Origin of the sequence: Streptomyces sp. NPDC048442, from assembly GCF_040651475.1 — a bacterium.
In the GTDB taxonomy this organism is placed as follows: domain Bacteria; phylum Actinomycetota; class Actinomycetes; order Streptomycetales; family Streptomycetaceae; genus Streptomyces.
Map to the genome: position 1 here is coordinate 1 of NZ_JBEZKB010000040.1, position 25,513 is coordinate 25,513.

Consider the following 25,513-nt stretch of genomic DNA (forward strand, 5'->3'; position numbering starts at 1 on the left):
GGAAGCGGCTCGGACGACACCGCTGGACCATCGAACGCACCATGGCCTGGCTCGCCGGCTGCCGCCGACTCCACCGCCGCTACGAACGCAAGGCCACCCATTTCCTCGCCTTCGCCAGCATCGCCTGCACCCTCATCTGCTACCGCCGAGTCGCCAAATGAGATGGCTTCTTAGGCGAGGCGGTTCAGTCGGGCCGATCGCAGGATCCGGTGCACTGTCGACGGGGCGATGCCGAGTCTCGCGGCGAGCTGGACCGGTCCTTCTCGTAGACGTTGGCGAGGCTGACGCACCGCTTCGTCACGGCCTTGGGAGTCCTGTTTGGAGACCTTCGCGGCCGTGAGGTTCGGTCCTGCATGGACTCGCCTGCAAGGTAGCGGTCGACCCAGCGCTTTACGGTCGGCCAGGAGACCTGGAACCGGGCCGCGACTTCGCTGATTGGCCAGCCGTCGTCGACGACGAGTCGAGGGACGTTCAGACGGTGGCGCGGGGTGAGGACGGCGTTCGGATGGGACATTTCTGCGCTCCTGGACAGGTTGAAGGGCCAGCCATCGTGTGTGGCCGGCCCTTCGACAACTTGAGGTGTGGAGAGGGGACGTACAGCTCAGTCGACCGGGGAGACCCGGATGAGGTTTCCATCGGGGTCAGTGATCACGAACGTGCGGCCGAAGACAGCGTCGTGCGGCTCCTCGACGACATGGACCCCCTTCGAGACCCAACTCGTGAAGACCTCGTCAACTGCGGACGATGGTCCCGGCATCATCAGTCCGACTTCGCTCGTGCGAGGAGTGCTCGGGACAGCGTGCTCGCTGTATCCCGTCCACAGCGCGAACAGGACGCCGGGGACAACCTCGAAGGCCACGTAGTGGGGACTGGTAAAGGTCGGTTCGAGCTCGAACAGGTCGCTGTAGAAGGCGGTAGCGGCCTGGGCGTCGCGAACGCCGATCAGGAACAGGTTCGGTGCGGCCATGGAGCGCTCCTCAACTAGTTGATTTCTTGGTACTGCTCCAGCGGATCGTCTGATCGCGACAGAACCTGTCACCTTTTCTGCGAACATTGGCGAGCATGAAGGCTTCGCGGCTCTTGCACCTACTGCTGCTCCTGCAGACCCGTCAGCGCATCACCACCAGCGAGCTCGCCAAGCGGCTGGAGGTGTCTCGGCGGACTGTGCTGCGGGATGTGGAGGCACTCTCAACTGCGGGTGTGCCTGTTTATGCAGAACGGGGGCGGAACGGCGGGATCATCTTGCTCCCCGGTGCGCGGCTCAACGCATCCCACCTGGACCCACCAGAGCTGGAGGCGCTCTCCGTGGCTGGCTTGGACAGCGCGCAGCTTGAGGGCATGGGCCTGTCTGGGGTGTGGGAATCGGCCGCGCGCAAGATCGCTGCCCGCCAGGCTGGATCACCTGGGCCACCGAACTTGCTGCGATTGGCGGACCTGGTGCTGGTGGAAAGCACCTCGTGGTTCGCTGGCTCAGAGGCGGCGATCGACGTAGCGGATCTGGCTACGGCACTGCGGCACCGCCGTCGGCTGCGCATCCGGTACCGGCGCAGCGCCGAGAGTCGGGCCTCGACGCGAGTGGTCGACCCGTACGGGATCGTGGCGAAGTCAGGCCGCTGGTATCTCATCGCCGACGACCAGGGGGACGGTCGGCTGTTCGCTCTGGAACGACTCTCGGCCTGCGAACAGCTCAACGCGCCGGCTGTTCTTCGACCTGGTGAGACCCTTCACACCAGGTGGGCCGCGTTGAAGGCACGCACCGAGGCGCAGGGCCGCGTGAGCGTGACCATCCGCCTGCCGGAAACTGGCATCGACCTGGCGCGGCGCATACTCGGCAACCGCATCCACGAAGTTTCCGACCCAGAAGATGGTTGTTGCACCGTCGTCGTGCGCTATCCCAACATCGAGTCAGTGCGCCAGCTCCTCCAATTCGGTGACCATATCGAGGTGCTCGCCCCAGAGAGGGCCCGCGAACGCATCAGTCAGCTCGCCAGAGACCTGCTTGAACGCCACTCGGCCCCCACCTCGTAACTGCTGATCGGAGCGCCGTGCTTTCGATCAACGTCTCCGGTCAGTACATCTAGGCGGCACCCATGACCACCACACCCGCCCCGCTCCCCGCGCTCTCCTCGTACGGACCCCGCCAGACCGCCGACTGCCGCGCCCTCGCCGACGGGCAATCCGACCGGGGCTCCCTCCCCGTCTCCCTCCGGAACGCCCTCACCCCGGACACCTCCCGGTGACCGCCGCACTGCCGCCCGCCGCTCTGCTGCCGCCGTACGCGCGGCGACAGCAACAGGGCGGACGCACCCACTAGTGCGACGCCGTCGCCGTCCGCACCCGGAACGGCGTCCGCGCCTTCGCCGTCCTCGACGGCATCGGCGACACCCCCGCCGTACGCTGATGCGGATCCGCGATTTTGGTTCTGGCCGCAGTTTCGTGAAGCTCATGGTCGGGTGGGGATGCGGATCCGGAGGAGCCGGAAGGATGCCCGGTTGCACATGCTCCGCTTGATCGTTTTCACTCGGTTCACGTTGCCTTCGACGACGCCGGAGCTCCATTCCAGGGTGAGGCCGGCGGTGACGGCGTCGAGGTCTTGGCGGAGGAATCCGGCGAAGCCGCGGACGGGTGCGGGAGCGTTCTGTTCGGCCTGGCGGATCCAGTCCATCAGCAGGTGTCCACGGCGGTATGTGGCCAGGTCGTGGAAGGTGCGGGCGAGGTCGCAGGCGCGGGTGATGTCGGGGCAGGCGAGCCGGACTTGGAGGAGTCGTTCGTAGTCTTTCGTGCTGAGGTCTTCCCGGCGGCACATGATCCACGAGGTGATCTTCCGAGGGCTGGGGATGTCGGCGCGGACGGGTTCGGCGGTGCCGTCGCGCAGGGCGGCCCCGCCGTGTCCGTACGGTCCGCCGGGTTAATCAGCAAGCGGCAGGCCAATCCCGCCCACCCGTCCGTGGTCGGAGCATCCGGACGGCTGTGGCACAACCTGACCGCCCATCGGGCACAACAAATCGATGGCAATCCGGTCACGGAAGACCGCGTCGCCGCCCGGCAAGGGGGCCGCGTCCTCGGCGGATGCGGCCCCCTCCCCCGGGGTGTCCGGATCAGTTACACAGGCGGATGAACCACACGGTCTGCCAGTTGAAGCTGGTTCGTGATTCGCCAGGCTGTGCCGTGGTCACGAGGCGACGTTGCCCGTCGTACATCCTGACCACGTCCCTGCGTCGGTTCTCCCATGAGCCGTGGTGCCATTGAGGGGTCTCGTACCAACCGCAGGACCCGACCTGCCATACCGGGCCGGGCCAACCGGCCTCGGAGTACCCGCAGAAGTAGTTGGAGGGGCAGGAAGCGACGGCTGCCGGCTCCGCCGTCTGCGCGGTGGCGGGGGTCGCGATGAGCCCTGCTCCGAGCAGGAGCACTCCCAGTACGCTTGCTGTGTGCCTTCTCAGCTGCACGGTGATGTCACCTTCCTGAGGCAGCGGTGTGCGGGCTCAGCAGGGCCTGACGTACCAGACAGGTCCCCAGTTGCCGGATGCGTCGGAGGAGTACGCGCCCGGTGTGGTGTAGATGAGTGACTTGCTCTTGTTGTACATGCGTGCCTTGGTGCCCGTGGACTGATTGTTGATCCACGAGCCTCCGCTGTTCCAGCCGTTGGGAATCTCGTGGAGGGCGCACGAGGCGATGTTCCACTGCGCGCCGGAGAAGCCGGCGCCCTTGTAGCCGCAGAAGTTGTAGTACGCACAGCTGGCTGCGGCCGTGCGAGGATCGTTGCCGTCGAGGCCGCTGTTCAGCGCGCGGGCGTACCTTTCGCCCGGCACGGCGAAGGTGACCGAGCTGCCCTTCACTGTCACCTTGTTGGCGGCGGTCTGCGTGCCGCCGGACTGTGCGACGAACGAGTCGACCTGCTTCTGGAGGCCGGTGATCTGCTGGGCGCTCAGCCCGTCCCGGAGTGCCTCGGCACGGAATGACACCGGGTGGGGAGCGGCGTCGGCGGCAAGCGCTGGGGCTGCGAGGCCCGCTGCCCCCACCAGAGCGACGACGACGGCTGCCGCAGCGTGTGTGTGCAGGCGCATGAGTTCCACTTCCTTCGAGGAGGCCCCGCGTACCGTCGCGTGGCGGGCTGCAGGGCGGTGGATGTCATCCACACCCTCGCCGCTCAGGGCGCCGCCCGTCTTGAAGAAATTCGCAGTGGCCATGTGCCGGAGTTCTTCGTACGGTCGTTGACCGGCTCTATTCGATGGCCCAAAGAGAACTTGTGATCTCGCCGTGTACCCGGTCGTCGGCCGCAGGACCCTCGTGGGCAGTATTTCGAGCGGCCAGAAAATTCCGGGGAGTGCATCCGGTCATGGCTTTGAACTCTCGGGAGAAGTGCGCTTGGTCGCTGAAGTGGCAGTCGGCGGCGGCCCGGGCGGGAGAGTGGAGATCCGTGAGCAGGCGCAGGGCCCTGCGCAGGCGGAGGACCCTGGCCGCGCTTTTCGGAAGAAGGCCGATTTGCTCGCGGAAGCGGTGTTCGAACTGCCTCCAGCCCCAGCCGGTCTGTTCAGCGACCCGCCGGATCGGCATGGCTCCGGACGAGCGGACGAGTTCCTGCCAGGCGTAGCGCACCCTGGGTGAGGAGGGCTGCCCGGCCGTCATCCACTGCACGAGAACGGCGTCGAGCCGGGTGAAGCGCTCGCCCCAGCCGGGGCCGGCCGCCAACTCCTCGGCAAGGAGCTGGAAGCGGCGGCCGAGCAGGTCTGCCGGATCGGTAAAGCACTCGGCGAGTTCACTCATGGGGACCCCGAACAGGGAGAACGCGGCCCACGGGGTGAGAGTCACCTCCAGGCCGTACTGCTTCCCGCCGTGCCGGCCGAACGTCGCATGGGTACTCAGACCGGAAATCACCGAACCGTAGGTGACCGAGGGCACGGTGGGATCGGCCGCGTCGGCGAGATCCAAGGTCTGATCGAAAGCGATCACCAACGTCACCACACCGTCGGGCATTTCGAGCCGTGTCCGCGGTCGGTCGAGGTCCAGCCGGTATCCCCGGTACCCCTGCACGCCAGGCACAAGCCGGGCATCGGGCAGAGCAGTGGCAGTCTCCCAAAGCCCTTGCGGGCAGGTTGAATACTGCATGAATTCCCCCAGGGCGGCTCATGGATACCCACACCCAGAATCCGCCACGGACGCCGCATACTTATACAGAAACCGATATCGTTCTTGCGAACCTTCTGGGTGGCAGGCCTAGCTCAACTCATTCTCGGGAGCAGGCACCAGGATTCGCCCGGGGGTTTCTGGTCAACTTTCCGAGCAGAGCTCGCTGGCTCTACTGCGCAACGCCACTATCTCCGCCCCTCCTGATGGAACATCCCGCGGAGATCATTCCCCGCAGCCCCACCCCACAGCTGCCTGGCCGGCACAAGACCACCGGCGGGTGGGGCCCACCGTAGATCTTGATGACTCCGCCGCACGGACAGGGCTGGGTCAGGGTTCGGCGCCCGTCAGGGAAATCGAGGGCCTTCTCGATCCGGCCACGACTTCCCTGACCCCCATAGGTCGGGACGAAGGTGCCTTCAACGAGTGCGCCGTGCTGGATTGAGGAGGGTACGGTGCTGCGCTTCCGCAGCTGCCCCGGGTCAGCCCCACACGGCGGACAGAATTACGTCGACCAACCGTTCCGCGGCGTCCGGCCGCCCGTGGGCGCGGGCCCGCTCCGCCATCGCCGCTCGCCATACAGGATCGGTGAGGAGCGGTCCCACCGCTTCCTTCAACCTGTCCGCGGTGACCTGCTTGCGCGGCGCGTCCAGGTCCTCCCGCAGGATCTGGTCGATCACCGCCTTGAACGGATCCAGGCGCGAGACCCGGGCCGGAAGCTGCTTGCGCGGCGCCGGCCACACCGACTCCAACGCCATCGCAACCGTCCGGCGGCCCGCCCCGTACTTCGCCGACAGAGCCCTGCTGGACAGCCCTTCGACCCGAGCGTCATGGCGTATCGCCGCGTACAACTCGACCTTCGAAAGGGCCACTTGAACCACCCAGGGCTAGCCGATGCACTCCGATACTCCCACCGCAAGCCCTCCGGTGGAGTCAAAACTCGGTTCTGGCGCAGATCTTGGGGAGCTGTCGCAGAGGGTTACCGCGGTGTTCGATTGGTATAGGGCGATGAAACGCGAGATCGAGTGCACCGTACCGACAGGCAGCGGGTGCTGACGCTCCCTCAGGTTTTGGCGGGTCCCTGTCGTTCGCGGCTGTAGCCGGTGACGGTGCTGGTCATGCACGCTGACACATCGTTCTGGTCCTTTCTGGTATTCGACGGAATTGACGACCTGGACGTCGAGGCGGTGACAGCCGTTTTCGGCACGGTCGACGTAGTGGCAAGAGGCCGGGCGGCCGGGGCGGTCTGCCCGGACTGCGGGCGCTTCTCGGAGCGGGTGCACGACTCCTACCAGCGCAGGCTCAGGGATCTCCCGCTCGGTGAACTCCGCGTGGTGATCACGTTGACGGTCCGGCGGTTCATCTGTGATGCGGCGGACTGCCCGCGTCGGACGTGCGCCGAGCCGTTCGCGCAGTTGACCACCCCGTACGCGCGCTTCACCAGTCGGTTCAACCGCGCACTGGAGCGCATCGGGCTGGCGCTGGCCGGTCGGGCCGGCTCCCGGCTGGCTGGCCAACTGGGCTTTCCTGCAGGAAGGTCGACCGTGCTGCGCCGGATCATGTCCCTGCCCGATCCGCAGTTCAGCACGCCGCGGGTACTGGGGGTGGACGATTTCGCCACCCGGCGCGGACAGTCGTACGCCACAGTGATCACCGACGGCGAACTCCATCACCCGGTCGATGTCCTGCCCGGCCGTGAAGCGGCACCGCTCGCCGCGTGGCTCACGGCGCATCCCGGCGTGGAGATCATCTGCCGGGACCGGGCAGGCGCCTACGCCGAGGGAGCCCGCCTCGGCGCCCCCGACGCACTCCAGATTGCCGACCGGTTCCACTTGTGGCAGGGCCTGGGCCGGGCCGTGGAAACCTGCGTCGCCGCCCACCGCGAATGCCTGCGCGCCCCCACACCGCCGAATACAGACACGCCACAAGGGGATCCGGGACTCCACAGCTCAGAGCCTGCTGGACGGCGGGCCCAGCGCAAGAAGGCCGCGCACGCTCTGGTCCACGACCTGCTCGAACAGGGCCATTCCCGCCGAGCGATCGCCCGCCACTTGGGCTGGGGCCTCAACACCGTACTCAGGTATGCGCGCGCACCGCACTGGCAGGACACCCTCCGTGAGAACCGGCCCCGACCCAGCCGACTGGACCCCTACAAGCCCTACCTGGAACGACGATTCGCCGAAGGCTGCACGAGCGTCACCAGGCTGCACCGCGAACTGCTCGCCGAGAACGCCCCCGTCACCTACCAGATGGTCCGGGCACACATCGCCGACCTGCGCGGCTCTCCGCCTCATGCGCCGCCAGCACCACCGACAGTGCGGCAGGTGACCGGCTGGCTCACCCGCCATCCCACCTCCCTGAGTGACGACGACCGCACCGCCCTGAAGTCCGTCCTGGCCCACTGCCCCGAACTGGAAACGGCTGCCGAGCACATCCGCGGCTTCGGCAAGATACTCACCGACCGCCTCGGCAGCACACTCCCCACCTGGATCGATGCCGTCGATACCAGTCACCTGCCCGACCTCACCGGCTTCGCCCTCCACCTTCACCGCGACCTCAACGCCGTGACCGCCGGACTCACCCTGGAATGGAGCTCCGGCGGCACCGAAGGCGCCGTGACCCGCATCAAAAAGATCAAGAGGCAGCTCTACGGACGGGCCGGATTCGAACTACTCCGCAAGATGATCCTGCTCCAGTGACCCGCTCAGTCCAGGCCTGCTGCGGGGACAGCAGTTCGTCGGTACCCACGGCGAGCGAGATGGGTGCCTGCCAGGCAGCGAGTCGCGTTCTGGCAGGCTGACCAAGTGAGCGGCAATGTAGAGGCGTCCGGCGACCGGTTTCGAGATCGACGCGAACGCAAGTACGGATATGACTTCCTCGATGAGGTTCTGGTGCACTGTCCTCGGTGTGATGGGTGCGCCACTGTCACGCCCCATCCCGAGATCCCGGCAGATGAGAAGGCTGCCGGCTACGGGAGCCTGGATCTCCATCGGCGGCTGCGGTGCACGGGGTGCGGCTTCTTCAAGGATCGGAAGGTCGACTCTGCTGTCGTGGGCAGCCCTGTCGATCCTTACTTCCAGCAACCGGTGTGGTTGCAGACGAGCTGCTGTGGACGCGTCCTGTGGGCCTATAACGTGCGTCATCTCGATCTGCTGGAGGCCTACGTGGGGGCCAAGCTTCGCGAGCGCGGAGAGCTTGTGCCTTGGGCCCCGACGAGTCTGGTTGAGCGGCTTCCCACCTGGTTGAAAGTCGCGAAGAACCGGACCGAGGTTTTGCGGACGATCAGGCGCTTGCGGTCCACACTGCCTGCTGGCGGGTGATCGAACGCGCGGTGATCACAGCTCAGGCACGGCCGACGGGCGTCCATCCAGCCAGTATGCAGGGGCCAGTCTCACCCGTTCGATGACGAGTCAGCGCACGTGAAGCGGTCTGGACACCCTCTGTGACCGCTCCCCAAGATCTGCGCCAGAACCGCGTCTGTGCAGGCGTGCTGCTCGGATGCTCCGCGGCCGTCGTCGCCGACGAGCTACTGCCTCCGAGGGCCATCGGCCCAGAGCGTGGAAAGACGGGGCGGGTCGACTACACCCGCATCACGCTCCTCGAGTGGCTAGGGCGGCCGTCAGCGGCTCCACCGAGGCGAGCCGAATCGGCCCCACCCGCGGGAGCGTTCGGAAGCATTGAGGGGTAGTGGCGAGGCGAAGTGGCCCCACCTTGGGCCTTGCGGTGGAACGGTGGTTGTGGTCCGCCGAGGGTGGGTGCTGCGGATGGCCTTGTCCAAGCAGGAGTTGTTCGACCGGATCCGTCGGGACAGCTGGCAGTTGAAGCTGTCGATCCGGGCGTTGTCGAAGAAGTACGGGGTGCACCGGCGTTTGGTACGTGAGGCGTTGGCCTCGCCGGTGGCACAACCTCGTAAGCGTCCGGTGCGGATCTCTCCGCGGATGGAGCCGTACAAGAAGACGGTCGACGAGTGGCTGCGGGCGGATCTGGCGGCTCCGCGCAAGCAGCGGCACACGGCCAAGCGGATCGGTACGCGGCTGGAGGAGGAGTTCGGGGTCGCGCTTCCGTACACCACGGTGCGGGACTTCGTCACCGCCCGCCGCCGGGCGATCGCCGCGGAGGAAGGAGTACCGGTCGAGGGCTATCTGACCCGGCACAACGTGCCCGGCGCCGATGCCGAGGTCGACTTCGGAGAGGTCTGGGTCGATCTCGCCGGAGAGCGGGTGAAGTGCTTCCTGTTCGCGTTCCGGCTCGCCTACTCGGGGCGGTCGGTGCACCGGATTTCCCGTTCCTGCGGGCAGCAGGCGTTCTTCGAGGGCCATGTGCACGCTCTGAGAGTGCTGGGCGGTGTCCCGGCAGGTCAGGTGCGCTATGACAACCTCAGGTCGTCTTCCGCAGCCGGCTGCGCGAGGAGAACCCGAAGTGGACCGCGCTGCGCGAGTTTTACGGGTTCAGCGCGTTCTACTGCGAGCCGGGACTTCGCGGGGCCCATGAGAAGGGCGGAGTGGAGGGTCAGGTCGGCTACTTCCGCCGCAACTACCTCACCCCCGTCCCGAAGGTTCAGACGCTGGAGGAACTGAACTTGCGGCTGGGTCAGTTCGAGGAAATGCTTCGCGCAGGTCGAGCGCGAGGGTGACACGGCGCAGGACGTCGGCGTACTCGCCCTCGACGGCGTCGCGCAGGCGCCCGATGGACTCGATCGTGACATCGGCTGGGGCCTGGGACACGATGCGGTCCCGGCGGGGGTCCCAGTCGGTGCAGTGGGTGCGCTCCCGCCCATCTTCTCCGCAGACCGTTTCTCTGGCACGTCGGCCACCCCTCGCGGGGGGGGGTCTCCTCAAGAACGCCCTGTGGGCCAGGGCGACGGGCGTGATGCTGGCTGCGGTGAGCATCGTCGTCAACTTCCTCTGGCTGCCCTACGTGCCGGTGTGGGCGCTGATCTCCATCGGCATCGGAATCTTCGTCATCTGGGCGCTCTGCACCACCCGCCCGGACACCACGACCGTCTGACCACCCTCCGTTGCGGCTGTCAGGCCGAACCGCCCGGGAACCCCCCGGGCGGTTCGGCGAACAGACCCCGGCCACGGCTGACCCGGCGTCGACGGCAGGACGCAGCCCTACGCCCGGTCCTCGCACAGCGCGGTGTCCAGCAGCGCGCTCAGCTTGCCGCCACCCGGGTTGCTGGCGAGGTAGGCGTTGGTCATCACGGAGGCGTGGCGCCCGTCCTTGGTGACCATGGTCTGCGTGAAGTAGCCGGGAACGGCGCCGTTGTGCCCCCAGGCCGCGCCGCCGCAGGAGAGGTTCACCTTCTGGATCCCCAGGCCGTAGCCGGCGCCTCCGACGTCCCGCACCTTTTCCATCTCGGCCAGCGAGGCCGGGGAGACGACCTTGCCGGCGGTCAGGGCACCGTAGAAGGTGCTGAGGTCCGTCAGCGTCGAGACCATCGCCCCGGCGGCGCTGAAGACGGACGGGTCGTAGGAGATGACGGCGCTCCAGAAGTAGAACGTCCCGATCCGGACGCCGTGGTAGCCGGGCACGGCCGGGGCGGGCAGCGCGCGTTCTCCGGGGGCGGGGAAGACGGTGTGGGTCAGACCGAGAGGCTCGACGATCCGTTGCGTGACGGCTTGGTGGACCGGCAGGCCCGTCACCTTCTCGATGAGCATGCCGAGGATGAGGTAGTTCGTGTTCGAGTACGTGAGGCCGGCGCCAGGCGCCGAGACCGGCGCGTTCTTCAGGCCTTCCTTCACGAGTCTGGCCGTCTTGAAGGTGCCGTCAGGTTCGGCCAGCGCCAGCAGGGAGTTCAGGGGCTCGTACCTCGCGATGCCGCTGGTGTGCTGGAGCAGGTGGCGCACGGTGATGCGGGTGCCGTCGTACCCGTTGCCGGTGACGGTTCCCGGCAGGTAGGTGTCGATGTACGCGTCGAGGGAGACCTTTCCCTCGTCGACGAGCTGCAGGACGGTCGCGGCGGTGAAGGTCTTCGTCTGGCTGCCGATGCGGAAGTGCTCGTCGGCCTGGATCGGCTTGCTGGTGTTGATCGTGCCGGTACCGGCGGAGAGCGTCCAGGAACCGGCGGCGTCACCCGCGTGGACCGCGGCGCCGGGGCCCGCGGCGGACTGGAACGTCTTGAGTGCCGCACGGGTGGCGGCGTGGTCGTCGGCCGGGGCCGCGTGGGCCGTGGCCGTCGACAGCATGACGATCGCCGCGGTCGCCGCGCCGACGACGGCCGCGCCTCTGTTTCTCATGAGCTTCATGGTGTTCTCCTCGGTCTGGTGGCAGGGGGCGGTCTGGTGGGAGGGGGCGGTGCGGTGGGAAGTGGGACGGGCTGTCGGTCCGTCGGAGATTCGGGGTCTCAACGGCCCTTCAGGGGTTGATCCCGTCGAACTGGAGGACGCGGTACGGCGGTTGGTGGTCGACCCCCGGCCACTGGGAGACGATGAGGGTCAGCGAGGTGGCACTCGCGCTGCCCGGATGGATGTAGCCGCCGTACAGGGTGGTCACCTGCGGTTTGCCCCAGTGGCTGGCCGGCCAGCGGTTGTCGCCGACGATCTGCGGTTTGGGTGCGGACCACACGGCGTCGGGCCTGGAGGCGGTCCGGGTGCAGATCGAGTAGTCCGTGACGTCGAAGTAGCTCATGCAGTACCGGCCCCCGATCCGTTTGACCGAGAACTCACCGATGTGGTTGCCGGTCAGGATGGGTGTCGGCGAGGCGGTGGTGGTCCACTGCCAGCGCCCGTCCTGGTGGGCCCAGTTCTGCTGCGCGCCGAAGTTGCCGGCCCGGAACTCGTCGGGGCGGATCCGGAAGAGCTGGATCACCCCGCCGTCGGCGGTGTTGCGGTGGCTGCCGTTCCAGCGCTTGGAGAAGATGTACAGCCAGCCGTCGGGGTCGATGCCCGCGAAGGACCACATGCCGTACGGGGACTGGTTCACGCCCTGGATGTCGCCCGGCCAGTGGTACGGGTAGTCGCGCCAGGTGACGCCGTGGTCGTCGGAGTAGGCGACGCCGGACATGAGGGAACCGTCGTACCCGGCGGGCGGGGTCCAGGTGCCGACCGAGGTGTACTGGATGTACGTGCGACCACCGAACTCGATGCAGTCGTTGGGTATACGGGTCACCTCGTGGCCGAACCCGTTGTCGGCACGCCAGTTGTAGTCGAACAGCTGCCGTGCCCGGCCACCGGTGGGCATGGCCCAGGTGAAGGAGATCGGGGTCGCACCCGAGGCGTCGAAGCCCGATTGGCAGAGCATGAGCGGCGACCCCAGGTAATCGCCGTACTGCTGCATGCCGGTCCAGCTGTCGCCGAAGACGTAGCCGTACGTGCCGTCGTGCTCGCGGTAGTACGGGATGCCCAGGTCGCTGGAGCCCACCCCCTGGGCGGCGGCCGAGTCGCCCGGCTCGTCGCACAGCGGGGTACCGCGCTGGAGGGCCGCGGCGGGGGCGGCGGGGGCGAAGAGAGCCAGACCGACTCCGAGGGCGGCGCTGCCGCCGGCCTTGAGGGCGGTACGGCGCGAGAAGGGGCTGCCGGAGGCACGGGACGACGGTTCGGGCATGGTGGGTCCTCCTGGGGTAGAGGCGGGATGGCGGAAGCGCGTCCGGGCGCGCGGGTACGGGCACCGGGTGCGGCCCCCGGTACGGGCTCCGGGTGCGGGTGCGGGTGCGGGTGCGGGATCAGGGTGCGGCCCGGCGCCCTGTCCGCGGTCAGCCGGCCGCGGCGAAGGCGGCTTCGAGGCGCGGCACGTAGTCGGCGAAGGCCGGGGCCCAGCAGCCGTAGTTGTGGCCCCCGTTGCAGGTCGGGGACAGCGAGACCCCGTTGCCGTAGTCGACGAGACGGCTGGGGATCTTCAGCTGGTCCAGGCGGGACTTGACGTTCTTGGCGGCCACCGCGGTCCGGGCGTCGAAAATGTCGTTGTTGCCGGTGTAGACCGTGACGCCGGTGTCGGCCAGCTTGGCGAGATTCGCCGGGGCGGCCGGATCGACCGCCTTCCACACGCGGTCGGCGTTGAAGACCGGGTAGGGAGAGCCGAAGATCGCGTCACTGTCCACGTAGGGGCCGTGATCGGGGCAGCCGAGCGAGCTGCTGGACCCGCAGATGGCGCCCGCCAGGCTGAGTTCGGTGGCGACGACGACCCCGCGCATCTCCGCCAGGCCGAGATCGATGGCGCCCGAAAGCGCGGCCACGTGCCCGAACAGGTCCGGGCGGGCCTGGGCGTAGTGCAGGGAGCCGAAGCCGCCCATGGACAGACCCACGACGGCGCGGTGGGCCCGGTCGGCGCGGGAGCGGAGGTTGGCGTCGATGAACGGGACGACCTGCTTGAGGTGGAAGGTCTCCCAGTTCGCGGCCCCCATGGCGGTGTTCTGCATGAGCCAGTCGGCGTACCAGCTCTTCAGGCCTCCGTCCGGCACCACGGTGATCATCGAGTTCGAGCGCAGGGCCGGAGCGGCGACGACGTCGTTCACGTTGCCGGCCGCGCCGTGCAGGAAGTAGGTGACCGGCCAGCGCCGGGTAGGTTCGGCGGCGTACCCGGCGGGCAGGAGGATGCGGATCTTGTGCTGCCCGGAGAGCTGCTGGGTGGTGACGGTGAGGGTGAAGTCGGTGGGGCTGTGCACCTCGGTGGCGCCGGGGACCACGGTCAGACCGTGAACGTTGCTGAAGTCGGGGAGCTCTGCCGCGGAAGCGGAAGTGGAGGCAGCGGCGGCAGCGGTGGCCGACGGCGCGGAGGCCGGCACTCCGGCCTGAGCCCCGGTGCTAGTGAGGGCGGCGAGCGCGAGGGCCGCGCCCAGTACGGTGAGGCGCCGGGGGTACGGAGTCATCGGGGGAACCCTTCGTCGGGAGGCTCGCGCCGCGGCGGACCGCTGCGAGCCGGACACGTCGAATGCTGATGTCCCCGCCTCCAGGCCGACAGGCCATGCCACCGGCCATCGGTGACCGGCTGCCCCCGGGGCCCCGGATCACCACGGTGCCGGGGCCCCGGATCACCACGGTGCCGGGGCCCCGGATCACCTCCGTGGCGGGCCGGTGTCGCCCCCGCGGTCACCGGGTGCCGGTCGACGGGGGCGGGAAGGTGGCCGGTGCGAAGTCCGGGTGCCGGTGGCGGAACGCGGAGCCGAGGTGGTGTTGCAACCGGACGTGGCGGAACTGGTACACCGCGCCTGTCCGGCGCAGCGCCCCCCGCCGGTAGGCGTCGTCCAGGAAGGCGGCGGGGTTCCAGGGGAGCCGACCGGTCAGGGGAAGCCAGAAGCGGGCGAACAGGAGCCACTGCCCCCATGCGGTGAAGGCGAGCAGGTAGGCGGCCGCACCGCCGAGCCCCCCGACCGCTCCGATGAACAGGCCGTCCTCGAGTTCCCAGTGCAGAGGGCCCAGCGACCCTTGGAGCAGCAGGACGACCAGCCGTCCGCCGAGGGCGATGGCCAGGGCGAACGTGGGGGCCAGGAACAGGAACTGCCGGACCACCGTGGTGCGGTTGGCGAACAGCAGGCCGTCAGGGGTGGCCGCCGCGGTGACGTCCACAGGTGCTTCGAGCATGGCGACGAGACCGAAGACGAGGCCGGCGGCCGTGCCGAAGACCAGCGCGAAGACCACCGTGTTGATCAGGGTTGCTTCGACGAGACGCGGGTCGATGAACGAGGCACCCGCCGCCAGTGTCCGTCCGGCGGTGAGCGCGCAGGCGCAGCCGATTCCCATGACGGCTCCGCCCAGCAGCCCGTGCCCGAACCGTACGGCGAACGTACCCAGGGGCCTGCGGGCGAATCCGTCGCGCGTGGCGCTCAGCGTCAGCCGGACCCGGGCGGGCTCGGAGCCCGCTCCTCCGGAGGCCCGGTCCGTGAGCGCGTAGACGGATCCGAAGGCGAGCCCGCCGGCGGGGCCCAGGAGGCAGCCCTGCAGGAGGAGCTCGACCGGATCGAGCGGCATGAGCAGCAGCCCGACCAGCCAGTCGGCCAGCGTGACGCTCAGAGCGGTGGCCAGGACGACGGCCAGGGTCCGCCGCGAGCGGGACAGCGAGTCGCCCAGCTGCCACCACGCGAGGTCCTGCCGCTCGCGGTCGAACCGGACCAGGTGGTGGGCGAGGTGGCCCAGCCAGCGCTCAGCCTGTACGGGGTCCGCGTACGGCGTTCTCGGTTGCCGCCCGGCGGTGTCCCGCTCCGGGGCCTGCCGCCGGTAGACGGCGGGCACGAAACCGGCCAGCAAGTGTTCCTCCAGGCTCCGTACGGAGGGGAACCGGGTGGCATCGAGAAGTTCGGCGGGGCACCGGCCGGGTGTCTCGCTGTACAGGGTGCGAGCGAGGATGACCATGAGCGGGGTCGTCAGTACCTCGGCGAGGCCGTTTTCCGCCCGGCCGCCCCGCTTGCGCAGTTCCTCCAGGACCGCGCCCCAGCCGGGCCCGGATGTGCCGCCGTCGTCCGTGCTTCTGCCGGACGGAACGGAGCGGGTGGTGCGGGGCAGGTAGTCGGCGAGGTCGTCGAGGGTGAGGTCGGTCAGCTCGACGCCCCCGGCCCAGACGAGCGGCGCGTGCGCCGCCCGGACCGCTTCGGCGTACTCGTCGCGCCTGCTGGTCACTACGAGCGGCCCGGAGGTCGCGTTGAGGGCGTCCAGGGCGTCGCGCCGCAGGCCCTCGGCGATCTCGTCGAACCCGTCCAGGACCGGGAGGATCAGGTCGGCGTCGACCAGCGCGGCGGCCAGCGTCGCGCCCCGGGAGCCGCGCCGGGCCAGATGGGGGTGGTCGCGCAGCAGCAGCCCGATGAGCCAGTCCCGCAGTGCCGTGGTCGACGGGTCCCAGGAACCGACGCTGAAGATGACCGGTACCCGGCCGTCGGCGGCCGGGGCCGCCAGGAGGTCCAGGGTGAGCCTGATGGTGAGGATGGACTTCCCCGACCCCGCCCGGCCGAGTATCGCCAGCCGGCCGGAGGGGATCCTGCGGTAGACCTCGGCCACGCCGCGCAGGTCGCCGACGAGATCCACGTCGGCCGGCGTCTCACCCGGCCCAAGCCGCTGGATGTTCTCCGCGCGGTCGGTCAGGTCGGCGGGCGTCGGCCGCCACCGGACCGGCAGGGGGAACGGGTCGTGCACCCGGCGCTGCGCCTCCTCGCGGCGCCAGCGGCGCCTCACCTCCGTCGCCAACTCCCCGGCGGCATCGGCGAGTGCCACCGGCACGGGCACCGCAGGGGCTCCGGTTGCCACGGGTCTCCGCACCTCGGGCGCGGGGTGCCGGACGCCGTCGACCGGAACCGCGGGACCGGAACCGTGCTCCGGCTCGGGTTCGGTTTCCGGTCCGGCCTGAACCAGAGCCTGAGCCTGGGCCGCCGGTCCGGGCCCGGCGGCCGGCCCTGCCGGCCCGGGCTCGCCGGCTGGTCCTGCCTGCCCGGGCCCATCGGCCGGTGCGCGGCGCGCACCGGCCAGAGTGGCTGCCAGGCGCCGGCGGTCCTCGTCCCCGAGAGCGAGCGCGTCGGCGAGCAGGTTCACCGTCCCCATCCGGTGGTTGGTGGACCCGCCGCTCTCCAGCCGGCGGATGGTGCGCACGCTGACCCCGGACCGCTCGGCCACCTGTTCCTGCGTCAGGTCGGCGTTGTCGCGCAACTCCCGTAACAACGTGCCGAGATCGTCTGCCACCGATCGTCTCCCCTACTCGCCAGTACGGACGGCGGTGAGCCTACCCGGGACCACCGGTCACGGATGGCCGGTTCCCTGGCCTGTGCAGCGGACATGACCAAGGTCACCGTCGGGGTCGGTGTCCCGCGCGCACCGACGCACAGCTAGGAGTCGACGTGGTCAACCGCTACTGGTGCGGCGAGTGCACCTTCAAAACCCCCTGGCTCGCCGAGCCCGAAGGACTGCGCCGGCAGACCGAGCACTACGCCGCCAAGCACCCCGGGACTCCTCCGGGCGGTCAGGTCGAGATCCGCCGCAGGAATCTGGCCCGGGTGCACCGGCCCCTTTTGCTCGTGGCCGTCCTGCTCGCCCTGCTGGCCGCCGTTGCCACGTGCCGCCCCTGACCCGGGGGTGCCGACCGGCGATGTGCCGACCGGCGAAGCCGTACCCGGGCAGATGCTCCTGTGTCATCGCGCCCCCTGAACATGAGTAGGTCTCATGTTTCAAGGGGATCCGATGGGATGATGGTGGTGTGGACTCAGACCGCACCGCAGGGACGCCGCGCCGACGGCCGGTCCAGAAGCGCAGCATCGAACGCTTCCAACGGTTGCTGGACGCCTGTGCCGAACTCCTGGACGAGACGGGCTATGCCGCCCTGACCACCAAGGAGGTGGCGCGCAGGGGGTGCCCATCTGCTTGAACAGCACCGTCCCGCGGTCAGCCTGTTGTGTATGCCACAGCCAGGCAGGTCCGCTCGCCGGTCGAGGACTTCTGCGGTTTGCCGATCCCCCCGCCGGAGACGAACATCCGGCCCTTGGCGTAAAGAGTCTCCGAGAAGTCGGGCAGGAAGGCACATTCCCCCTTGCGTGCGCTCCCCTTCTTCCGGTTCTCCAGCAGGGTCACTGGCTTGAAGGTGCCCCCGTCGATGCTGACGATCTGGCTGCCCTTTCCGGTCAGTGAGATTCTGTGGACGAGGAGGTTGCCGCCGTCCATCCGCAGTGGAGAAAGCTCGTACAGGTCGCCGGCTTCCGCCTTGTCGGATGTCGGCTTTCCCGTAGTGAGGTCGAACGAGACGATCTCGTTGGTCCGGCTGTACCGGTCGGTGCGGAACTCGTGCTCCTCGGTGGGCAAGTAGAGCCTGCCGTTGCCGACGACCGCGCCGTAACAGCCGTCTGCCACGTCGAAGCCGCAGTCCGCCGCGAACCGGTCGGGCGGCGCTGAGATGATGGTCTTGAGCGTGCCGGTCTTCTCGTCCACGGAGAAGAAGTCCGAGATGCCCGAGCCGTCGTCCTCGGAGTTGACGGACTTGGCGGCGATGACCAGCGGCCGGGTGGAGACGATCGACGGGTAGTCGAAGCCTTTCGGCATCCTGTACGTCGAAATCGGTGTGCCCGTAGCCGGGTTGATGTTCTGGATCTCCACATACCGGCTCTTGTACGGACCGCACCTGCGGACCGCCACGAGCGCCCCTCCGCCGCCGTAGCCTTCGTCGGCGCAGTTCTCGGATTTGACGTGGGGGTTCCACAGTTCACGGCCGTCGGCCAGGTCCCAGGCGGCGCCGCCTTTCTCGCCGGAGGCGGCGACGGTGTTCCCGCTCAGCGTGACCTCGTCGAAGCGCACCTTCTCGTCACCGGCCGTGCCGCCCGCGACGGACTTGCTCCACAGCAGTTTGCCCGTGTTCAGGTCGATCGCCCCGACCTCGGTGCAGGGCACGACGTCGTTCGCCGTCCTGGGCTTGACCGCCTCGAAGGCGATCGCGGTTCTGTTGCCCCGGGAGGTGTGGCGTGAGGCCGCGCAGGGCTGGCCGGGCAGCTGGATCGTCCACGACGGGGTGCCCGTGGCGATGTCGTACCCGCTGACCGAGTTCACGCCCGGCTTGACGTACACCGTGTCGGTCAGCCAGGAGCCGGCGACTTTTGCCTCGCCGGTCACAGCGGGGCGGGGTATTTCGAAGACGGCCCTGGCCAGTGGGTCCGGGGGTGCTGTCTCCCTTCCCGGGCCGTCCAGAGGCTTCTTTCCCCCCTTGTCGTGCTCGCTTCGCCCGGTCGGTCCTGACGAGTTCTTGGCGTCGTTCTTCTGCTTCTCGCCGCCACTGTTCGCGTACCAGACTCCCCCGCCGGCGATCAGCATCACGGCGACAGCGGCGCCGATGATGAGCTGCATCCGCGTCGTCAGCTTCTTGCCGCCGCCGGGGCCCGGGGGCGGCGTGAGCGCGGACTGCGGCTGCGGGGCCGGGGGCCACTGCGGCGATCCGTGTCCCGGTCCTTGCTGCTGCGTGGGGGCCGGAGGGCCAAAACCGCCGGGCGGGGGCTGCTGCGGGGCACCGAACCCGCCGGGCGGGAGCTGCTGCGGCGGGCCGAATTCCCCGGGGGGCTGGTGGGCCGGGGGTGGGGGCGGCTGCGTCACGTGTCCATACCTCTCATTTACCGAACACCATCACGATCTTTTTCTTCTTCTCCTCAGCGTCCGTGAGTCCGGTGGAGAGGGAGCTGTTCGCCAGGTAGAAGGCATCGTTCGCGTATATGTAGCGCGCCTTCCAGAAGGTGCTCTCGATCTGCGCCGTCGACGCCGGGTGCTGGAGCAGCACCTTCGGTGTGCCGCCCGTCGGAGCGAGCGTGGCGACCGCGCCGCCCGTGTCGGTGGAGGCTGCCATGTACAGCAGGACGTTGCCGTTCTCCACTCGCAGTGGGACCATCGTGCGCCCGGTCGGGGCCGGAGCACGCCACTTGGGTTTGCCGGTGTCCAGATCGAAGGCCACCACCGCGTTCGCCGTACCGCTGGCGGTGGAGTCGGTCCCCATGTACAGGGTGTTGGTGTCGGCGGCAACACCCCCGGTGCAGTCCTCCAGGTTCGGGGCCAGGGGCCTGACCCGACTGGCACATGTGGGTTCGTACTTGTCGTCACCGACCTGAATCCGAGAACGGAGCTTTCCCGCGTCGGTCAGCGCGAAGACTCCCCATTTCTTGGCGCCCCCGTCGCCGCGCTGGTACGCGGAGAAGACAAGCGGGCTGACCGAATAGACCTTCTCGACATACCAGTCGGGGGCGAGGCGGTAGGCCCACTTGAGTTTGCCCGTGGCCGGGTCGATCTCGCTGACCTCGTTCTGTTCCTGATTGGGGTCGCTCGTCGGGCATCTGGCAGCGGCGATCAGCCTCCGCCCGCCCGCGAAGGCCTCCGGCTGGCAGCTGCCCTGCGCGCGCCTGCCCCACAAATGCTTCCCGTCGGCAAGCGAAAAGGCGAACGACTGATGGCTGCCGGCCGCGGTCACCGTGGTGCCGCTGATGGTCAGCGTGATGTCGGAGGGCAACGGAGAGTTCCCCTCCTTCGGGAGCGGTCTCTTCCAGCCCGCCTCGCCGCTCCGCAGGTCGATCTGTTGGAGTGCCGTGCACTTGTCGCGGTCGCCGCGCTTGTAGACGCCGACGACGACGGTGCCGTTTTCGGCGGGCACAGCGGGTGCGGCACACAACCCGGTAGGGATGGGCAGGGTCCATCTGCGCTTGCCGTCGACCGCCGAGTAGCCGGAGACCGCCTCGTAGACCCCCACGACGACGGTGTCGCCCACGACCCACGGCCCAAACACCTCTGCGCCCCTGCCGGGCAGGTCCACATCATTCTTGAGCAGCCACTTCACCCTGGCCTCACCCGGCCTGCGCCCCGCGTTCAGGTCACCCTCAGGCCCGCTGCCGTCGCTGCCCGCACCCTGGCCGGCGGAGGCGGACCCGGAGGGCTTGACGCCCTGCGGCTTGGCCGCCGGCTCCTTCCTCTCTCCACCGCTGCCCGCGAACCAGACACCGCCTCCTATCACGAGGAGGACCGCCACGGCCGCACCGATGTACGCGGCAACCCTGCCCTTGAACCAGCCGCCGCGGCCACCACCGCTGCCGCCGCTGCCAGGCAGGGTAGGAGCGCCTGGATGCTGCTGCGCGGGCTGGCCGCCGTAGGGATTGAGCAGGCCGCCGTACGGACCGGGAACCTCGTTCCCCGGCGCGGCCGGTTGCTGGCCGTAGGGGCCGGACTGCGGTGCGTACGGGCCGGGCTGTGAAGCGTACGGGCCGGGCTGCGGAGCATACGGGCCGGGCTGCGGCGGTAATCCGTGAACAGGCTGGCCAGGCTGCTGCGGCGGCATGCTTTGCGGAGCCCCGTAAGGCGGGCCCTGCCGCGTGCCGGAACCCCCCGGTGACGGCTCACTGGGCGGATGAGTCATCAGTGCTTCCCCTTCATACAGCGCACTAAGCCGGCCAATGCCCCCTGCGAACCCTGCGAACGAGCCCCAAAAGAGGGCGAATCTGCACACGAACTACAGTGCTACGGTGCCGAGCGAGCTTCTTCCTACCACTCGGGCCACACCACGAAAGCGGCCCAACTGCCCCTGTACCCAAGGGAAGACCAGCCCGTTATCCCACCGTTACCGACCCCCGCGCCTCCTCACCATCGGCATGAGAGAACACCGTCCCCAACAGAGGCCCTCCAGCGTCCTCCGACAAGCAAGGCACGGGAGTCAGGGGTCGTAGACATCGCCCTCGCGAACAGCACACGGATGCGGTAACGGACGGGCGCCCGAGGCCCCTGCTGCGGGAGTCGGCGTACGAGCCGTTTGATGGTGCGGCTGGTGTCGGGCCTGCCGTCGTACGACGCCGTCCGCGCCGAACTGTCCGGCCTCTGCCCGCTCCTGGACGATCCGGACCCCGAAATCCGTGTCCGTATCCGTATCCGTACCGCCTACCTCCTTGCCTGGGTCCCAAGAAAGGCACCCGTACGGTCCCCGAGCTCCTGGCGCAGTTCGACCATGGGCTCCACGCCGTCCCGATCCTCGTGGTGGTCCTTGTCGTAGTCCTCGGTGCGGTCCTCGCCGGTATGGGGCTGCCGATCGGTGTCCTTGAGTTCTTCGGCGACATCCTCTGGCTCGCCTGCCAGTGCTCCACCGCGCTGCGCGTGACCCGGCCACTGCCGGGCGAGGGGATCTAACTCTTGGGGGTGCGGATCCTCTGGAGGGGTGACCAGCAAGCCCTTTACCACCTCAGCTTGAGCAGATCCTGTGGTCCCACTGCTGGCCGCAGAGTACGGGGCAGCCTTGCTGAACCATGCTGTCGGCGGCGGATGCTTGACTCACGGGCATGGACGACGAACAGCTTCTGACCGCCGTGGCCGAGATCCTGTGGCCGGACCGCCAGGACTTGACCTGCCGCCAGCACGGCGATGAGCCTGGTCACCTTTGCCTGCGCGTCTCCGCGCGAGCTGACCTGCGCCATGTCGTCGAGACGCTTTCTGATCGGTACGGCGATCCTTTTGGCACCGACCGGCTGCCGCCGCTTCCCTTGTCGGGGGAGGTCGACTGGGGGTACGTCTGGCCGTTCAGTAACCGGTGGGTCGCCTTGGGGCGGTCCAGCCAGGGCGAGGATGCCGGGCCCGCCTTGATGGTTGCCCTGCGCAGTACGCCGGTCGCGGAGCAGCTGCCCGTGGAGACCTCCTGGCTGGAGCGGCTCGTCGCGGTGACGGGCTGGATGCCGAAGACGGCGGGCCAGGTCGGCTGGGCGGCAGTCGAGTCCCGTCTGGGTGCGCCCTTGCCGAGCGACTACAAGGCACTCGTCGAGACGTTCGGACCTGGCCTGTTCGACGGTTTCCACTGCGTGTTCATGCCGGATGACCTGATCAAGAGCGCAGAGTTGGAAGCGACATTGGGGCAGGCGGCTTGGGAGCCGCATCCGCCGTTCCCGGCTCCGGGCGGGCTGGTGCCCTGGATGGGCAACGAGCACGAGCAGTCGTTCTACTGGATCACGGAGGGTTCCGATCCCGACCGGTGGCCCGTCTATGTCGGCGGAGACGGGCCGGAGGCGGGGACTCGGTTCGCTTGCACGGCCACGGAGTACCTGTTCCGTCACCTCACCGACCCGCAGCACCCCATCCCGATGCCGGTGGACTTCCGCGCGCACTGGTTCATGGACTGCTCCGGAAGCGGGGAGTTGGACGCGGCGATGGAATAGTGAGCCTTTTCCATCCTCACGCTGATGCGTGGTGAAGGACGAGGACGGCCTTCACGACGTCGGTGATTCGGTTGGTGCTGCAGCGGAGCTTTCGCAGGAGGCGCCAGCTCTTGAGGGTGGCCATGGCCTGCTCGCCGAGGCAGCGGATCTTGGCGTGGGTGGTGTGGTGGCGACGCTTCCATCGCTTGAGACGGCGCCCTCGAAACGGAACCCGGACGGGTCCACCGGCGCCTTGGTATGCCTTGTCCGCCCAGCACTTGAGGCCCGCCTTGGCGAGGGCTTCGATGGTCCCGTGCTGCCGCGCGGCGGTCAGGTCGTGGGTCGAGCCGGGCAGAGCCGGCTTGGCCCGGAGCAGTCGTCCGAACGGGTCGGTGAGGACCTGGACGTTCATGCCGTGGCGTTTGTGTTTCCCGGAGTGGTACGGGGTGTCGGCGGCGATGCGGTCGATCGGCAGCAGGGTGCCGTCGAGGATGACGAACGCCTTCGTACGGATCGTTCTCATCGCTTCGGCCAGGGACGGGGCGAGGGCGGCCAGGGCGTCGACGGCTTCAGGTATGTAGCGGTAGACGGTTGCGATCCCGATGCCGAATCCGGCGGCGAGCTGGGCGTAGGTGTCACCGCACCGCAGGTGGGCCAGGGCGAGCAGAGCCTGACGTGCGGCGGAGAGGCGCCGCCATCGCGTCCCGATCTCCTGCCGCCTGGCTGTGAGTTGTCCGGTCAGGAACCGCAGGGTGCGGCTGGACAGGTCGATCGAGGACGGGTAGACAAACACGCGAAGCTCCCGGCGGACACAGGTGATCTTGGTCGAGAACCCGTCTACCAGGAGCTTCGTCGTTGCGCAGGACCGTCCAACTCGCGGTCAGCAATACCAGCTTGGAAAACCCTCAATGCCAATTCTGAACACGGGCCCATCGCCGCCTGACCGGCCGGCCCGCTCGTCAGCCCACGAGCGGGCCGCCGACCGAAGCGGCAGGCACAGCCTGCGCACCCTTGGGAGGTGACGCCACGGTGACGGGCTTGCCCAAACCGGTCAGGTTCATCGTCGAAGACACCTTCATGCTGCCGAGATCGCAGACCAGAAGGATGCGGGTGACCAGTCCGTCCTTGGTCACCCACACGTCAGCGGTCGCCGGAAGCCTGTCGCCGATCTTCACCATCGGCTCTTCCACCTTCTCGCGACGCTCCTTCACCATCCGCAGCAGCACAGGCTTGTGGTTCAGCTTCCCGGTGTAATGCCGAGCCCGAACTCCGTTCACCTTCTGCTCGCCGGCCGCAGTGAAGCTGTGCGCCATGCTCACCTGGCGCAGCACGAACTCCGGGTCGTTGAGGGGCGCGCGCAACACCGAGTGGACCTCGGCCTTGTCCCGGGAAGTGGAGCGCCAGCCGGTGTCGCCGTTCGTCTCCTCGGGCATCCGGAAATAGACGGTGTTCCCATGGAAGATCTCATCCAGGGGCACCGCAGCATCGGAGGACGTGCCGGTCTGTGCCAGTGAAACCTTCAGGCGCCCCCGGTCGGCCTTCATGTCGAAGGTGCCCTTCACCGTGGTGGTGAAGTCCTGGCCCATGCCGGTCACCCTGATCCGGTCGTCGATCCGGGCCGTGCTCTGCTTCGTGGTGTCGACGGCGGCCTGTACTTCCCGGCCCGCGTCGGCGGCCGGTGCCGGAGACGACGCTGCGGACGTCGCCTGTTCCTTGCCCCCGGTCGCCTGGCCCTCGGAGCCCGACGAGCAACCGGACGCGAGTACGGCTATGGCACTGATGCTGATGAGAGTGGCTGAACGCCGCATGTGATCCCCGTAGGTGCTGATGGGACAAGGCGGAGTCCCCGTTACAGAAAGGGCATTCTATTGCCACAACTCGGCCCCGCCCCACCTGCGCCACCTGCGCCGCAACTTGACCGCGGCCCCACCCCCTAACCAGCTCGTGCACGGTTAGCGGTGGGAGGTGGGGCTCCGCATCGTCGATCATGGTCGTGTGGTGGGGAACGCGGCGCGCACAGCGATCATCAGCGACCGAAGGATCACGGGCCTGTCGGCCTCCGTGATCGGTGAACTCGTTGCCGAGGTAGGGCCGTTATGGCATCAGCGGCACCAGACCAGGCTTGCATCCCGGCCGCGGAAGCGTGCCGTGGGCGCCGGCGCGAAGCACCGCATGGTTTTCGTCGACCGGCTCCTGGCCACGCTCGTGCACCTCGCCACGGGGTGATTCATGACGTACTGGCCTGCTGGTTCGGCGTGGACCGCTCGACCGTCACCCGTGCCATCGGTGAGGTGCGGCCCCTGCTTGCGGAGCGCGGATGCACCATCAGCCCCGACGTGCGTCTGCGCACCCTGGCCGAGGTCGTTGACCACCTCGGCCAGACCGGGAAGACCGGCATCATCGACGGCACCGAGATCCGTGTCCGCCGCCCGGCCGCCGGCCGCAAGGACCGGGACAAGTTCATCTCCGGCAAGAACAAGCAGAACGCAGTGAAAGCCATGGTCTTCACCGACGGGAACGGACAGCTGCTGTTCTGCAGCCCGACCAGACCGGCGGACGCGTCCTGACACCCCCGCACCGCAAGTTCAAGAAGAACGCCCCGGACTGGTACGAGGAGATTCACGAGCGCCGACGCAAGGCCCACTCCTCACGCCGAATCCGGGTCGAACACGGCATCGCCCACCTGAAGAACTGGCGGGCGCTGGCCCGTCACCTCGGCCGCCGCGAGCACATGGACGACACCGTCCAAGCCATCGCCGGCCTCCTGTCCCAGCAGCAGACCGCAGACCGGAACCTCGTCTGGCAGACGTGAGCACCGAAGCCCCACCGGCCCCCTCGACATCCCAC

Annotated in this window: 24 protein-coding genes and 3 pseudogenes; 13 read left to right on the forward strand and 14 right to left on the reverse strand. The window is 68.5% G+C overall.

The annotated features are described in order from the left end of the window. A partial coding sequence (locus AB0D18_RS37410) for a transposase (protein WP_362429560.1) occupies positions 1-161 on the forward strand: 161 nt, incomplete at its 5' end. A 15-nt stretch (positions 162-176) separates the two neighbouring features. Here the strand turns inward: AB0D18_RS37410 and AB0D18_RS37415 are convergent. Further along, a pseudogene (locus AB0D18_RS37415) lies at positions 177-514 on the reverse strand (helix-turn-helix domain-containing protein); the annotation flags it as partial. Between the two features lie 87 nt (positions 515-601). Continuing rightward, on the reverse strand, positions 602-967 hold the full coding sequence (locus tag AB0D18_RS37420) for a VOC family protein (protein ID WP_362429412.1): 366 nt from the start codon (positions 965-967) through the stop codon (positions 602-604). Between the two features lie 95 nt (positions 968-1,062). On the opposite strand from AB0D18_RS37420, the gene AB0D18_RS37425 reads away from it, so the two are divergent. Together AB0D18_RS37425 and AB0D18_RS37430 are read left to right on the forward strand one after the other, a co-directional pair. Further along, positions 1,063-2,028, forward strand: coding sequence for a WYL domain-containing protein (locus tag AB0D18_RS37425; protein ID WP_362429414.1), 966 nt, complete (start codon positions 1,063-1,065; stop codon positions 2,026-2,028). 62 nt (positions 2,029-2,090) lie between these two features. Beyond that, entirely contained in the window at positions 2,091-2,240 is a 150-nt protein-coding gene (locus AB0D18_RS37430) for a hypothetical protein (RefSeq protein WP_362429417.1), read from the forward strand. A 203-nt stretch (positions 2,241-2,443) separates the two neighbouring features. Here AB0D18_RS37430 and AB0D18_RS37435 read toward each other — a convergent pair whose 3' ends face one another. The 4 genes and pseudogenes from AB0D18_RS37435 to AB0D18_RS37450 form a co-directional block, all read right to left on the reverse strand. Continuing rightward, the gene (locus AB0D18_RS37435; protein WP_362429420.1) at positions 2,444-2,806 is read right to left on the reverse strand and encodes a transposase; all 363 of its coding nucleotides are present in this window, start codon (positions 2,804-2,806) and stop codon (positions 2,444-2,446) included. Between the two features lie 679 nt (positions 2,807-3,485). After that, a complete protein-coding gene (locus AB0D18_RS37440) occupies positions 3,486-4,190 on the reverse strand; it encodes a hypothetical protein (RefSeq protein ID WP_362429423.1) in 705 nt (234 codons plus the stop codon). Positions 4,191-4,224: 34 nt separating this feature from the next. After that, positions 4,225-5,109 (reverse strand): helix-turn-helix domain-containing protein, encoded by an 885-nt coding sequence (locus tag AB0D18_RS37445; RefSeq protein ID WP_362429426.1) that lies wholly within the window; start codon positions 5,107-5,109, stop codon positions 4,225-4,227. Between the two features lie 500 nt (positions 5,110-5,609). Then, positions 5,610-5,759: pseudogene (locus AB0D18_RS37450) on the reverse strand (UDP-N-acetylglucosamine--N-acetylmuramyl-(pentapeptide) pyrophosphoryl-undecaprenol N-acetylglucosamine transferase); the annotation flags it as partial. Positions 5,760-6,245: 486 nt separating this feature from the next. Here AB0D18_RS37450 and AB0D18_RS37455 point away from each other — a divergent pair. From AB0D18_RS37455 to AB0D18_RS37470, 4 genes are all read left to right on the forward strand, one after another. Beyond that, a complete protein-coding gene (locus AB0D18_RS37455; RefSeq protein WP_362429429.1) occupies positions 6,246-7,826 on the forward strand; it encodes an ISL3 family transposase in 1,581 nt (526 codons plus the stop codon). Between the two features lie 105 nt (positions 7,827-7,931). After that, complete coding sequence (locus tag AB0D18_RS37460; protein WP_362429432.1) at positions 7,932-8,447, forward strand: hypothetical protein; 516 nt, start codon at positions 7,932-7,934, stop codon at positions 8,445-8,447. Between the two features lie 444 nt (positions 8,448-8,891). After that, positions 8,892-9,704, forward strand: a complete 813-nt coding sequence (locus tag AB0D18_RS37465) for a hypothetical protein (protein WP_362429435.1) — start codon at positions 8,892-8,894, stop codon at positions 9,702-9,704. Positions 9,705-10,008: 304 nt separating this feature from the next. Continuing rightward, positions 10,009-10,134, forward strand: coding sequence for a hypothetical protein (locus tag AB0D18_RS37470; protein WP_362429437.1), 126 nt, complete (start codon positions 10,009-10,011; stop codon positions 10,132-10,134). A 107-nt stretch (positions 10,135-10,241) separates the two neighbouring features. On the opposite strand, the gene AB0D18_RS37475 is transcribed toward AB0D18_RS37470, so the two are convergent. The 4 genes from AB0D18_RS37475 to AB0D18_RS37490 all read right to left on the reverse strand — a co-directional run bounded on the left by AB0D18_RS37475 (position 10,242) and on the right by AB0D18_RS37490 (position 16,727). Next, entirely contained in the window at positions 10,242-11,375 is a 1,134-nt protein-coding gene (locus AB0D18_RS37475; protein WP_362429440.1) for a serine hydrolase domain-containing protein, read from the reverse strand. Positions 11,376-11,484: 109 nt separating this feature from the next. Beyond that, entirely contained in the window at positions 11,485-12,672 is a 1,188-nt protein-coding gene (locus AB0D18_RS37480; protein ID WP_362429443.1) for a DUF4185 domain-containing protein, read from the reverse strand. Between the two features lie 148 nt (positions 12,673-12,820). After that, complete coding sequence (locus AB0D18_RS37485) at positions 12,821-13,933, reverse strand: alpha/beta hydrolase-fold protein (protein ID WP_362429446.1); 1,113 nt, start codon at positions 13,931-13,933, stop codon at positions 12,821-12,823. A 220-nt stretch (positions 13,934-14,153) separates the two neighbouring features. Beyond that, a complete protein-coding gene (locus AB0D18_RS37490) occupies positions 14,154-16,727 on the reverse strand; it encodes a helix-turn-helix transcriptional regulator (RefSeq protein ID WP_362429449.1) in 2,574 nt (857 codons plus the stop codon). A gap of 155 nt (positions 16,728-16,882) precedes the next feature. Here AB0D18_RS37490 and AB0D18_RS37495 point away from each other — a divergent pair, with 155 nt between their 5' ends. Further along, a complete protein-coding gene (locus tag AB0D18_RS37495; protein WP_362429452.1) occupies positions 16,883-17,110 on the forward strand; it encodes a hypothetical protein in 228 nt (75 codons plus the stop codon). A gap of 128 nt (positions 17,111-17,238) precedes the next feature. Next, positions 17,239-17,388: pseudogene (locus AB0D18_RS37500) on the forward strand (TetR/AcrR family transcriptional regulator); the annotation flags it as partial. A 35-nt stretch (positions 17,389-17,423) separates the two neighbouring features. Here AB0D18_RS37500 and AB0D18_RS37505 read toward each other — a convergent pair. Next, entirely contained in the window at positions 17,424-19,112 is a 1,689-nt protein-coding gene (locus AB0D18_RS37505) for a PQQ-binding-like beta-propeller repeat protein (protein ID WP_362429455.1), read from the reverse strand. A 13-nt stretch (positions 19,113-19,125) separates the two neighbouring features. Then, complete coding sequence (locus tag AB0D18_RS37510; RefSeq protein WP_362429458.1) at positions 19,126-20,526, reverse strand: PQQ-binding-like beta-propeller repeat protein; 1,401 nt, start codon at positions 20,524-20,526, stop codon at positions 19,126-19,128. 93 nt (positions 20,527-20,619) lie between these two features. On the opposite strand from AB0D18_RS37510, the gene AB0D18_RS37515 reads away from it, so the two are divergent. The 3 genes from AB0D18_RS37515 (at position 20,620) to AB0D18_RS37525 (ending at position 22,687) form a co-directional block, all read left to right on the forward strand. Beyond that, positions 20,620-20,748 carry a hypothetical protein gene (locus AB0D18_RS37515; protein ID WP_362429460.1) on the forward strand — a complete coding sequence of 43 codons (129 nt, stop codon included), beginning with the start codon at positions 20,620-20,622 and terminating at the stop codon, positions 20,746-20,748. Between the two features lie 773 nt (positions 20,749-21,521). Continuing rightward, positions 21,522-21,671, forward strand: a complete 150-nt coding sequence (locus tag AB0D18_RS37520) for a hypothetical protein (protein ID WP_362429463.1) — start codon at positions 21,522-21,524, stop codon at positions 21,669-21,671. A gap of 149 nt (positions 21,672-21,820) precedes the next feature. Then, positions 21,821-22,687: an SMI1/KNR4 family protein gene (locus tag AB0D18_RS37525; RefSeq protein ID WP_362429465.1), complete on the forward strand. Its 867-nt coding sequence runs from the start codon at positions 21,821-21,823 to the stop codon at positions 22,685-22,687. Positions 22,688-22,703: 16 nt separating this feature from the next. Here AB0D18_RS37525 and AB0D18_RS37530 read toward each other — a convergent pair whose 3' ends face one another. Both AB0D18_RS37530 and AB0D18_RS37535 read right to left on the reverse strand, forming a co-directional pair. After that, on the reverse strand, positions 22,704-23,459 hold the full coding sequence (locus AB0D18_RS37530) for a transposase family protein (RefSeq protein WP_362429468.1): 756 nt from the start codon (positions 23,457-23,459) through the stop codon (positions 22,704-22,706). Between the two features lie 166 nt (positions 23,460-23,625). Continuing rightward, a complete protein-coding gene (locus tag AB0D18_RS37535) occupies positions 23,626-24,474 on the reverse strand; it encodes a hypothetical protein (protein WP_362429471.1) in 849 nt (282 codons plus the stop codon). A 414-nt stretch (positions 24,475-24,888) separates the two neighbouring features. Between AB0D18_RS37535 and AB0D18_RS37540 the strand changes: the two genes are divergently transcribed. Then, on the forward strand, positions 24,889-25,233 hold the full coding sequence (locus AB0D18_RS37540; protein WP_362429474.1) for a transposase family protein: 345 nt from the start codon (positions 24,889-24,891) through the stop codon (positions 25,231-25,233). Positions 25,234-25,513: the final 280 nt, after the last annotated feature.